The following is a 10,919-nucleotide window of genomic DNA, read 5'->3' on the forward strand; positions in this document are numbered from 1 at the left end:
TGCAGAAGTTCATCTCGGTGACCAACCACGTCTACACGCCGGTGGCGCTGGTGGCCTCCAAGAAGTTCTGGGACACGCTGTCGCCCGCCGACCAGGCCGGCATCCAGAAGGCCGCCACCGAAGCCGGCCTGCTGCAGCGCAAGCTGCTGGACGAGGGTGACAACGACGTGGTCGCCAAATTCAAGGCCGCTGGCGTGACCATGAACACCGTGAGCCCGGCAGAACTCGCCCGCATCCAGGAAAAGGTCAAGCCGGTGGTCGCCAAGTTCGCACCCATCATCGGCGAGGACTTCGTCAAGGGCTTCTACGCCGAGATCGACAAGGCCCGCGCCGCCAAGTAAGGCCCGGCGCGCCGGGTGGACCGGGTGGGCCGTGTGGCCCATCCGGCCTTCCTCTCTTCTTCTTTCAACCCGGGGATTCCCATGGGAAAAACGTTCAAGGCATTGGCCGATTATTTGACGCGCGCGCTTGAAGTCGTGATGGTTCTGTGCCTCGTCGTCATGCTGGTCATGGTGTTCGGCAACGTCATCCTGCGGCTGTTCTTCAACACCGGCATCGACCTCTCCGAGGAGATCCCGCGTTTCGCATTTGTCTGGATGACCTTCCTCGGCGCCATCGTCGGCATGCGCCGCCGCGCCCACCTGGGGGTGGACATCCTGGTGCAGGCTCTGCCCGTGCTCGGGCGCAAGGTCTGCTGGGGGCTGAGCCAGGCCGTGATGCTGGTGTGCTGCGTGTACATCGTCTACGGCACCTACCTTCAACACGAGATCATCGAAGGCAATGCCTCGCCGGTGGCGCAGCTGAGCATGCTCTGGGTCTTCGGCGTGAGCTACCTGACGGGCACGGCCATCGGCCTGATCTGCCTGTCCAACCTGATTCGCCTGTTGGCCGGCAAGGTGTCCGAGGATGAGCTGATCGATGTGCATGAAGAGGGCATGGTCGATGCCCTCGAAGCCGAACGGGAAATGGCCGCGCAGGCCGCCGCTCACCCGGCCACCACCGGGGTGAAACCATGACCATTTTTGTCTTCATCTCTTCCCTGCTCGGCCTGATGGCGCTGGGCATGCCGGTGGCGTTTGCGCTGATCGGCTGCGGCATCGTCATGATGTTCTACATGGGCGTCACCGATCCCCAGATCGTGATCCAGAACATGTGGGACGGCGCCAACAGCTTCCCGCTGCTGGCCGTGCCCTTCTTCATGCTGGCCGGCGAGTTCATGAACGCGGGCGGCATGACGCGACGCATCATCATGATGGCGATGTCCTGGGTCGGCCACATCCGCGGCGGTCTGGGCTACGTGGCGGTGATGGCGGCCGTGATCATGGCGTCGCTCTCGGGTTCCGCCGTGGCCGACACCGCGGCGCTGGCCGCCGTGCTGGTGCCGATGATGCGCAACGCCGGCTACAACGTGAACCGTTCCTGCGGCCTGATCGCCTGCGGCGGCATCATCGCGCCGGTGATCCCACCATCAATCGCCATGATCCTGTACGGCGTGACCGGCGGCGTCTCGATCACCAAGCTCTTCATCGCCGGCATCGTGCCCGGCGTCCTGATGGGCGTGGCGATCATGCTGGCCTGGCGCTGGTCGATCGGCCACGACAAGGTGCAGGCCGAACCCAAACGCAGCACGGCCGAGCGCATGACGGCCACACGCGAGGCGCTGTGGGCGTTGACACTGCCCATCGTGATCGTCGGTGGCCTGAAGTTCGGCATCTTCACCCCCACCGAAGCGGCCGTGATCGCGGCGGTGTATTCGCTGTTCGTGGGCACGGTGGTCTACCGCGAGATCAAGCTCTCGCAGCTGTTCCACCTGTTCTACCGAGCGGCAGAAACCACGGCAGTGATCATGTTCCTGGTGTCGGCGGCGGGCGTCTCGGCCTGGCTCATCACCACGGCCAACATCCCGCAGCAGCTGGTCGAACTGGTCGAGCCGCTGATGGACAACAAGATGCTGCTGACCTTCGTGCTGATGCTCCTGGTGCTGGTGGTGGGTACCGCGCTGGACTTCACGCCCACGGTGCTGATCATGACGCCGGTGCTGATGCCGGTGCTGCGCCAGGCCGGCATCGACCCGGTGTACTTCGGCGTGCTGTTCATCATGAACAACGCCATCGGCCTGGTCACCCCGCCGGTGGGCACGGTGCTCAACGTGGTGTGCGGCGTCGCCAAGATCCCCATGAGCGGCGCGATCAAAGGCGTGTGGCCCTTCATGGTGGCACAGACCATCGTGATGTTCCTGCTGGTGGTGTTCCCGCAGATCGTCATGTGGCCGCTGCAGATGATGACGCGCTGAGCGTCCCTGCCCTCCCCCCTTCCAACCCCATCCAGCCGACATCCCCATGGACGCTCTTGTCATCCACTCCCCCCTCGACCTGCGGGTCGAAGACGTTCCCACTCCCGCCGTCGGCCCCGGCCAGGTGCGCGTGCGCGTGCGCGCCGGCGGCATCTGCGGCTCCGACCTGCACTACTACCAGCACGGCGGTTTCGGCGCCATCCGCATCCAGCAACCCATGGTGCTGGGCCACGAGGTGGCCGGGGTGCTCGACGAGGTGGCACCCGACGTGAAGCACCTCGCCGTGGGCGCCCGCGTCGCCGTCAACCCCAGCCACGCCTGCGGACAGTGCCGCTTCTGCCAGCTCGGCCTGCAGAACCACTGCCTGGACATGCGCTACTTCGGCAGCGCCATGCGCATGCCGCACGTGCAGGGCGCGTTCCGCCAGGAACTCGTGGTCAACGCCGCGCAGGCCTTTCCCCTGGCCGAGGGCATCTCCGACGCCGAGGGTTCGATGGCCGAGCCGCTCGCGGTGGCGCTGCACGCGGTGAACCGCGCCGGCCCGTTGCTGGGCCGCAGGGTGCTGATCACGGGCTGTGGCCCCATTGGCGGCATGTTGATCATTGCCGCGCGCCGCGCCGGCGCGACCCACATCGTGGTCACCGACGTGGTGCCGCAGCCGCTGCGCAAGGCGCTCGCCGTGGGCGCGGACCGGGTCATCAACGTGGCCGAGGCGCCCGGCGAGCTGGCCGAATACGCCGCTGAGAAGGGCCAGTTCGACGTGCTGTTCGAGGCCAGTGGCAACGCCGCCGCGCTGCGCGCCGCGTTCGACGTGGTGCGCCCGCGCGGCCTGATCGTGCAGCTCGGTCTCTCGGGCAGCGAGCTGACCCTGCCGTTCAACACCATCGTGGCCAAGGAGTTCGACGTGCGCGGCGCCTTCCGTTTTCACGAAGAGTTCGGCGTGGCTGTGTCGCTGATCAACCAGCGGCTGGTGGACCTGAAGCCGCTGGTGTCGGCCACCCTGCCCTTCCGCGACGCGGGCCGAGCGTTCGCGCTCGCCGCCGACCGTTCGCAGTCGATGAAGGTCGTGCTGAGCTTCGAATGAACACGTCAAACAAGACGCTGGACGTCATCACCGTCGGCGAAGCCATGGTGCTGTTCGCGGCCCAGCAGGCGGGCCCGCTGGACGACGCCAGCTCGTTCGCTCGCACCACCGCGGGCGCCGAGCTCAACGTGGCTATCGGCCTGGCTCGCCTGGGCCTGCGCACGGGCTACCTCACCCGCCTGGGGCAGGACCTGTTTGGCCGGCACATCGCCGCCGTGCTGGCGCGCGAAGGCATTGACCACCAGCAGGTGGTGATGGACCCGGAGCACCCCACCGGCTTCATGCTGAAGTCGCGCAGCGACGACGGCAGCGACCCGCAGATCCAGTACTTCCGCAGGGGCTCGGCGGCCAGCCGCATGCAGGTCAGCGAGCTCTCCGGTGCCTATTGCAGCAGCGCCCGGCACCTGCACCTGACCGGCATCTTTGTCGCCGTCACGCCCTCGACGCGCGAGGTGGTGTTCGAGCTGGCGGCGCGTTCGCGCGCGGCGGGCCTGTCGATCTCGTTCGACCCCAACCTGCGCCCCACCCTGTGGCGCTCGAGGGACGAGATGGTGGATGGCCTCAACCGGCTCTCGGCCTTCAGCGACTGGGTGCTGCCCGGGCTCGAAGAAGGACGGCTGCTGACCGGGCGCGACAGCGTGCAGGGCATTGCCGACTTTTACCTGGAGCGCGGCGCGAAAGGCGTGGTGGTCAAGCTGGGACCCGAAGGCGCCTTCTACGCGACGCCAACCGAGCGTGGCCACGTGGCCGGCGTGCCGGTGGCCCGCGTGGTGGACACGGTGGGCGCCGGCGATGGTTTCGCGGTGGGCGTGATCTCGGGCCTGCTCGAAGGCCTGACCCCGGCCGCCGCCACGGCGCGCGGCAACGCGATTGGCGCGCGCGTGGTGCAGTTCCCCGGCGATGCGGACGGACTGCCCACCCGGGCCGAACTGGATGCGCTGCTGACCTGAACGCAGGCAGCCGTTCTCGGGCCCAGGCCCTTTGTTTTCACGTGTGCACATTTCAACAGGAGACCTCCATGACTTTTCATCCTCGCCGTGTTTTCAACAAACAACTGGCAGGCATCGCCTGCGCAGCCGTGGCGCTCTGCGCCGCAACGTCGGCGCTGGCGCAGGACGTGAAGCGCGCCAAGCTCGGCCATTCGTTCGCCGACTCGCACCCACGCGCGGTGGCCATGAAGCAGTTTGCGGCCGGCGTTGAAAAGGCCACCGGCGGCAAGGTGGCGATCGACGTGTACGGCAGCGCGGTGCTCGGTGGTGAAGACAAGATGCTGATCGCCGTGCAGAGCGGCACGCAGGACCTCTACATGGGCGCGCTGTCGCCGATCTCGGCGCGCAAGAAGGAGCTGCAGATCTTCGACTTCCCGTTCATCTTCGGCAGCGACGCCGAGGCCGCCCACGTGCTGGACGGCCCGGTCGGCCGCAAGATGCTGGACGGCCTCGCCGACATGAACGTGCAGGGCCTGGTGTGGGCCGGCGGCGCGTTCCGCAACATGTCCAACAGCAAGCGCCCGCTCAACTCCATGGCCGAGATGAAGGGCCTCAAGGTTCGGGTGATGCAAAGCCCGATGGCGCTCGCCAGCTTCAACGCCATGGGCATGAACGCCGTGCCGATGGCCTTTCCCGAGGTGTACCCGGCGCTGGAGATCAAGGCGCTGGACGGCTACGAGCACCCGGTGGTGGACATGTACGCCAACAAGATGTTCGAGGTGCAGAAGTACCTCACCATCACCAACCACGTGTACACGCCGGTGGCGCTGCTTGCGTCCAAAAAGTGGTGGTCCAGCCTCACGCCCGATCAGCAGAAGGCGGTGCAGAAGGTGGCGGAAGACACGCGCGCTTTCCAGCGCGCCGAAGAGTTGCGCCAGGCCGGCGAGGTGGTGAACCAGCTCAAGGCCAAAGGCATGAGCGTCAACGACATGCCGGCGGCCGAACTCGACAAGATCCGCGAGGCCGTGCAACCGGTGATCGACAAGAACACCGAGACCATCGGCAAAGAGTTCGCGCAGTCGTTCTACGGTGAACTGAAGAAGTTCCGCAGCGCCAAACGCTGACGCACGGCAGGTTCGGGTGCCGCTGTTTGCGGCGGCACCCTGTTCAATGGAATGGATAGAAGCATGGGTTTATCGGTCGTCATCATGGGGGTCTCGGGCTGCGGCAAGTCCAGCCTGGGCGCAGCCGTCGCACGCGCTGTGCACCTGCCGCTGATCGAAGGCGACGACCACCACAGCGAACAGAGCCGCCTCAAGATGAGCCAGGGCATCGCCCTCACCGATGACGACCGGGACGGCTGGCTCACCCGGCTGGGCGAGCTGCTGCGCGCCGCGCCCAGCGGGGCGGTGTTGACCTGTTCGGCCCTCAAACACAAGTACCGAGAACAACTGCGTGCCGCTTCACCAGGCCTGCGCTTCGTGTTCCTGGACCTGACCCGGGAGGAGGCTCAGGCTCGGGTGTCGTCCCGCTCGGCCCACTTTTTCTCGGCCAGCCTGGTGGACAGCCAGTTTGCCGCGCTGGAGTCGCCGGTGGGGGAACCGGGCGTGCTCAGGGTGGACGCGACCCATGCCCCCGCAGTGCTCCTGGACCAGGTCGGGTCGTGGATGCGAACCGATCAGGTCGATTGACACTGCCAGGCTGCAGCGCTCACGGCAGACCCAGCACGCGCTCCAGCTCGCGCCGCATCACGCTGCGGTCCACGTCCACCCCGGTCCAGAGCCGGATCGCGATGGCGCCCTGGTTCACCAACATGCCCAGGCCGTCGAGCACGGTGCAGCCCGCCGCTTCGGCGGTGCGGATCAGGTGGGTGCGCGGCGGGTTGGGGATGGCGTCGGCCACCACCATGCCCGGGCGCAGCGTGGCCCAGTCCACATCGAGCTGATCGTCCACGGCCGGGTGCAGGCCGATGGATGTGGCGTTGACCACGATGCCGGTGCCCGCCGGGATGGGCATGGCCGGGTGCCAGTGCAGGTACTCGGCGCTGGCCCCGGTTTTGGCGGTGATGAGGTCGGCCAGTTCCTGCCCGCGCAGGCGGCCCCGGTTGACGATGCCGATGTGAAGCGCTCCCGCGAGCGCCAGCTCCACCGCCACGGCGCGCGCCGCGCCGCCGGCACCGAACAGCAGCACGCGCTGCCCCTCGATCTCGCACACCGGGCGCAGCGCCTCCACAAAGCCCTGGCCGTCGGTGTTCTCGCCGATCCAGAGACCTTCACGCATCACGACCGTGTTGACCGCGCCGATGATCTGCGCCGAGGGCGCGAGCCCGTCCAGGTGCTCGATCACCGTCACCTTGTGCGGCAGCGAGCAGTTGAAGCCGGCCCAGCCCATGGCGCGCGCGCCGCGCACGGCGCCGGCCAGGTGCTCCGGCGCCACCTCGCAGTTGACGTAGCGCCATTCGAGCCCGTGGTGCCGGTAGGCCGCTTCGATCATGGCCACGGTGGGGTTCTCGGCGGCGGGCTGGGCGAAGGAGCCGGTGAGCGTGTGCAGGAAGTTCGGCGTCATGGGGGACCTCCAGGGGATGGCCGGACAGTGTGCCGCAAGGCAGCGCCACCACACCAGCCCTGGGGCCTGACGGCTCAAAACACAAACTTTGCACCGCCACCTAGGGTAAATCCCAGCCTTCAAATGCAAGAGAGTACAAGTTGACCCTCGTGCCGTACAAATTCTGCAGCGGCCGGTGGTGAGAATTCCCTCACGGTCCAAGATGACCGTCGATCGAGCAACCACCATCCTCACCAGGAGACAAACCGTGAAATTCCGCCTCGCTTCCGTTCTCACCGCCGCGCTCATGAGCGCCGGCATGGCTCACGCCGCCACCGAACTCGTGATCGCCACCGTGAACAACGGCCACATGATCGAGATGCAGAAACTCGGCAAGAACTTCGAAGCCGCCAACCCCGACATCAAGCTCAAGTGGGTGACGCTGGAAGAAGGCGTGCTGCGCCAGCGCGTCACGACCGACATCGCCACCAAGGGCGGCCAGTTCGACATCATGACCATCGGCATGTACGAAGCGCCGATCTGGGGCAAGAAGGGCTGGCTCACGGAGCTCAAGACCGACGCCGCCTACGACGTGGACGACCTGCTGCCCGCCGTGCGCGGCGGCCTGACGGTGGACGGCAAGCTCTTCGCTGCCCCGTTCTACGGCGAGTCCTCGATGCTGATGTACCGCAAGGACCTGGCCGACAAGGCCGGCATCACCGTGGCCGACAAGCCCACCTGGACCGACATCAAGACCCTGGCCTCCAAGATCCACGACCCGAAGAACGGCGTGTACGGCATCTGCCTGCGCGGCAAGCCGGGCTGGGGTGACAACATGGCCTTCCTGTCCACGCTGGTCAACACCTTCGGCGGCCAGTGGTTCGACATGAGCTGGAAACCCCAGCTCGACAGCAAGCCCTGGCACGACGCGATCACCTTCTACGTGGATCTGCTGAAGAACTACGGCCCTCCCGGTTCGTCGGCCAACAGCTTCAATGAAATCCTCGCGCTGACCAACTCGGGCAAGTGCGGCATGTGGATCGACGCCACCATCGCGGCCTCGTTCGTGAGCGACCCCAAGCAGTCCAAGGTGGCGGCCCAGATGGCTTTCGCCCAGGCGCCCACGCAGGTCACGCCCAAGGGCGCGAACTGGCTGTGGTCGTGGAACCTGGCGATCCCCGCCGGTTCGAAGAAGGTCGACGCCGCTCAGAAATTCGTGAGCTGGGCCACCAGCAAGGACTACGTGCAGCTGGTCGCCAAGACCAACGGCTGGGCCAACGTGCCGACCGGCACCCGCAAGAGCACCTACGCCAGCGCCGACTTCCAGAAGGCCGCCCGCTTTGCCTCGGCTGAGCTGAAGGCCATCGAGTCGTCCAACCCGAACGACAGCACGCTGCCCAAGAGCCCGTACACCGGCGTGCAGTTCGCGGCCATCCCCGAGTTCCAGGCCATCGGCATCGCGGTGGGCCAGCAGATGAGCGCGGCCCTCGCCGGCAAGAGCACGGTGGACGCTGCGCTGAAGGCCAGCCAGACCGCCGCCGACCGTGAGATGAAGAAGGCCGGCTACTACAAGTAAGCATTCATTCGGCTACTGCGCGACCCGATCTCGCACCTGTGATGCTCGCCGTACGAGAGTACGGCTTCGCTTCTCGGTGCGACCTCGGCCCGCTCGCTACGCCGCCTGAACGCTTATTCGGCGTCAGTGTTTTCAATGCTGGCGCCCGCCTCCCGGGTTTGGTCCATCACCCCGTCCAGAGACACCCCCATGAACCGCCTGATCCCCCGACTGCTGCTCACGCCGGCGATCGCCACGCTCTTCCTCTGGATGATCGTGCCGCTGGTGATGACGATCTATTTCAGCGTCATCCGCTACAACCTGATGCAGCCCGACCAGACCGGCTTCATCGGCCTGGAAAACTTCGAGTACTTCGTCACCGACGCCTCGTTTGGCACGGCGGTGATGAACACCCTGCTGCTGCTCGGCAGCGTGATCCTGATCACCGTGCTGTTCGGCGTGGCCGTGGCCCTGCTGATCAACGAGCCTTTTGCCGGCCGCGGCCTGGTGCGCGTGCTGCTGATCTCGCCCTTCTTCGTCATGCCCACGGTCAACGCACTGATGTGGAAGAACATGATGATGAACCCCATCTACGGCGTGCTGGCGCAGGTGTGGATCTTCTTCGGCATGGAGCCCGTGGACTGGCTGACCGACCTGCCGCTGTTCTCCGTGATCATCATGGTTTCGTGGCAATGGCTGCCCTTTGCCACCCTGATCTTCATGACGGCGCTGCAGAGCATGAACCGCGAGCAGCTCGAAGCCGCGCGCATGGATGGCGCCACCTATTGGCAGCAGCTGCGCTACCTCTACATCCCCCACCTGGGCCGCTCGGTCGCCGTGGTCGTGATGATCGAAATGATCTTTTTGCTCAGCGTGTTCGCCGAGATCTACACCACCACCGGCGGTGGCCCGGGCGACGCCAGCACCAACGTGGCCTTCCTGATCTTCAAGCACGCGCTGCTGAACTTCGACGCGGGCGTGGCCTCGGCCGGAGCGCTGTTCGCCGTCGTGCTGGCCAACATCGCCGCGATCTTCCTGATCCGCATGGTCGGCAAGAACCTCGACAAATAGGGCACACACCATGGCACGCCAATCCACCTTCACCCCCGCTTACGCGGTGCGCACCGTGGCCGCCTGGGCTGTGGCCCTGCTGCTGTTCTTCCCGCTCGGCTGGCTGCTGCTGACCGCGTTCAAGACCGAGCTGCAGGCCATCGCCATCCCGCCCGAGCTGTTCTTCACGCCCACGCTGGAGAACTTCCACGAGGTGCAGGAACGCAGCGACTACCTGCACTACGCCTGGAACTCGGTCGTCACCAGCGTGGTGTCCACCCTGCTCGGCCTGGCGATTGCCGCGCCCGCGGCCTACGCCATGGCCTTCTTCAAGGGCAAGCACGACAAGGACATCCTGATGTGGATGCTCTCCACCAAGATGATGCCGGCCGTGGGCGCGCTGGTGCCCATCTACGTGCTGGCGCAAAAGAGCCACCTGCTCGACACGCAGCTCGGTCTCATCATCGTGTTCACGCTGTCCAACCTGCCCATCATGGTGTGGATGCTGTATTCGGGCTTCAAGGAAATTCCCAACGAGATCCTGGAGGCCGCGCGCATGGACGGCGCCACGCTCTGGCAGGAAGCCACCAAGGTGTTGCTGCCGCTGTCGCTGGGCACCTTCGCCTCCACCGGCCTGCTGTGCCTGGTGCTGAGCTGGAACGAAGCCTTCTGGAGCCTGAACCTCAGCTCCGCGAAGGCCGGCACGCTGGCCACCCTGATCGCCAGCTACTCCAGCCCCGAAGGCCTGTTCTGGGCCAAGCTCTCCGCCGCCTCGCTGATGGCCATCGCGCCCATCGTCGTGTTCGGCTGGTTCAGTCAGAAACAACTCGTCCAAGGCTTGACTTTCGGAGCCGTCAAGTGACGGCACACCCCCGCCGCGCTGCGCGCGACCCCCTCCAGGGGGCGGCTGCTGGCGGCCCGGCAAAGCCGGTTCCGCGGCAGCCCTGGACTGGGCACGCCAATCGCGGCTCTGTAGGTTCAACAGATTTTTGAGGACAACTGAAATGGCTTACCTGCAACTCAAAGGCATCGAAAAATTCTTCGGTGAACACCGTGCCATCAAGGGCATCGACCTGGACATCCAGCCGGGCGAGTTCGTCGTCTTCGTCGGGCCTTCGGGCTGCGGCAAGTCCACGCTGCTGCGGCTGATCGCCGGGCTGGAGCACATCGACGGCGGCATGCTCAGCCTGGAGGGCCGCGACATCACGCACCTGCCGTCGAGCAAGCGCGACCTCGCCATGGTGTTCCAGAGCTACGCGCTCTACCCGCACATGAGCGTGTACGAGAACATGTGCTTCGCGCTCAAGCTCGCCAAGGTGGACCCGAAGATCATCGAGGACAAGGTGCAGAACGCCGCGCGCATCCTGAACCTCACGCCCTACCTGCAGCGCACGCCCAAGGAGCTGTCGGGCGGCCAGCGCCAGCGCGTGGCCATCGGCCGCGCCATCGTGCGCGCGCCCAAGG

At 66.1% G+C, this 10,919-nt stretch carries 12 protein-coding genes; 11 read left to right on the forward strand and 1 reads right to left on the reverse strand.

The features are described from left to right. From dctP to IV088_RS01880, 7 genes are all read left to right on the forward strand, one after another. Positions 1 to 341, forward strand: a 341-nt coding sequence (dctP, locus tag IV088_RS01850) for a TRAP transporter substrate-binding protein DctP (RefSeq protein WP_291097083.1), incomplete at its 5' end; no start/stop codon positions are given. Positions 342 to 422: 81 nt separating this feature from the next. Continuing rightward, on the forward strand, positions 423 to 1,016 hold the full coding sequence (locus IV088_RS01855; RefSeq protein ID WP_291097085.1) for a TRAP transporter small permease: 594 nt from the start codon (positions 423 to 425) through the stop codon (positions 1,014 to 1,016). Further along, positions 1,013 to 2,293 carry a TRAP transporter large permease subunit gene (locus IV088_RS01860; RefSeq protein ID WP_291097087.1) on the forward strand — a complete coding sequence of 427 codons (1,281 nt, stop codon included), beginning with the start codon at positions 1,013 to 1,015 and terminating at the stop codon, positions 2,291 to 2,293. Before IV088_RS01855 ends, IV088_RS01860 begins: the two co-directional genes overlap by 4 nt. 46 nt (positions 2,294 to 2,339) lie before the next feature. Next, the gene (locus tag IV088_RS01865) at positions 2,340 to 3,377 is read left to right on the forward strand and encodes an L-idonate 5-dehydrogenase (protein ID WP_291097089.1); all 1,038 of its coding nucleotides are present in this window, start codon (positions 2,340 to 2,342) and stop codon (positions 3,375 to 3,377) included. Further along, positions 3,374 to 4,327, forward strand: coding sequence for a sugar kinase (locus IV088_RS01870; RefSeq protein ID WP_291097091.1), 954 nt, complete (start codon positions 3,374 to 3,376; stop codon positions 4,325 to 4,327). The genes IV088_RS01865 and IV088_RS01870 overlap by 4 nt, the downstream gene beginning before the upstream one ends. Before the next feature lie 68 nt (positions 4,328 to 4,395). Further along, complete coding sequence (locus IV088_RS01875) at positions 4,396 to 5,430, forward strand: DctP family TRAP transporter solute-binding subunit (protein ID WP_291097093.1); 1,035 nt, start codon at positions 4,396 to 4,398, stop codon at positions 5,428 to 5,430. Positions 5,431 to 5,493: 63 nt separating this feature from the next. Continuing rightward, entirely contained in the window at positions 5,494 to 5,997 is a 504-nt protein-coding gene (locus IV088_RS01880) for a gluconokinase (RefSeq protein ID WP_291097095.1), read from the forward strand. Between the two features lie 19 nt (positions 5,998 to 6,016). Here IV088_RS01880 and aroE read toward each other — a convergent pair whose 3' ends face one another. Continuing rightward, positions 6,017 to 6,871 carry a shikimate dehydrogenase gene (aroE, locus tag IV088_RS01885; RefSeq protein WP_291097097.1) on the reverse strand — a complete coding sequence of 285 codons (855 nt, stop codon included), beginning with the start codon at positions 6,869 to 6,871 and terminating at the stop codon, positions 6,017 to 6,019. A 298-nt stretch (positions 6,872 to 7,169) separates the two neighbouring features. Between aroE and IV088_RS01890 the strand changes: the two genes are divergently transcribed. From IV088_RS01890 to IV088_RS01905, 4 genes are all read left to right on the forward strand, one after another. Continuing rightward, the gene (locus IV088_RS01890) at positions 7,170 to 8,426 is read left to right on the forward strand and encodes a sugar ABC transporter substrate-binding protein (protein ID WP_291097103.1); all 1,257 of its coding nucleotides are present in this window, start codon (positions 7,170 to 7,172) and stop codon (positions 8,424 to 8,426) included. A 189-nt stretch (positions 8,427 to 8,615) separates the two neighbouring features. Beyond that, the gene (locus IV088_RS01895) at positions 8,616 to 9,476 is read left to right on the forward strand and encodes a carbohydrate ABC transporter permease (RefSeq protein ID WP_291097099.1); all 861 of its coding nucleotides are present in this window, start codon (positions 8,616 to 8,618) and stop codon (positions 9,474 to 9,476) included. 10 nt (positions 9,477 to 9,486) lie between these two features. Further along, entirely contained in the window at positions 9,487 to 10,317 is an 831-nt protein-coding gene (locus IV088_RS01900; RefSeq protein WP_291097101.1) for a carbohydrate ABC transporter permease, read from the forward strand. A 142-nt stretch (positions 10,318 to 10,459) separates the two neighbouring features. Then, the coding region (locus IV088_RS01905; protein WP_291097102.1) for an ABC transporter ATP-binding protein at positions 10,460 to 10,919 on the forward strand (460 nt) is incomplete at its 3' end.

The organism is Hydrogenophaga sp. (assembly GCF_018780075.1).
Classification (GTDB): domain Bacteria; phylum Pseudomonadota; class Gammaproteobacteria; order Burkholderiales; family Burkholderiaceae_C; genus Hydrogenophaga.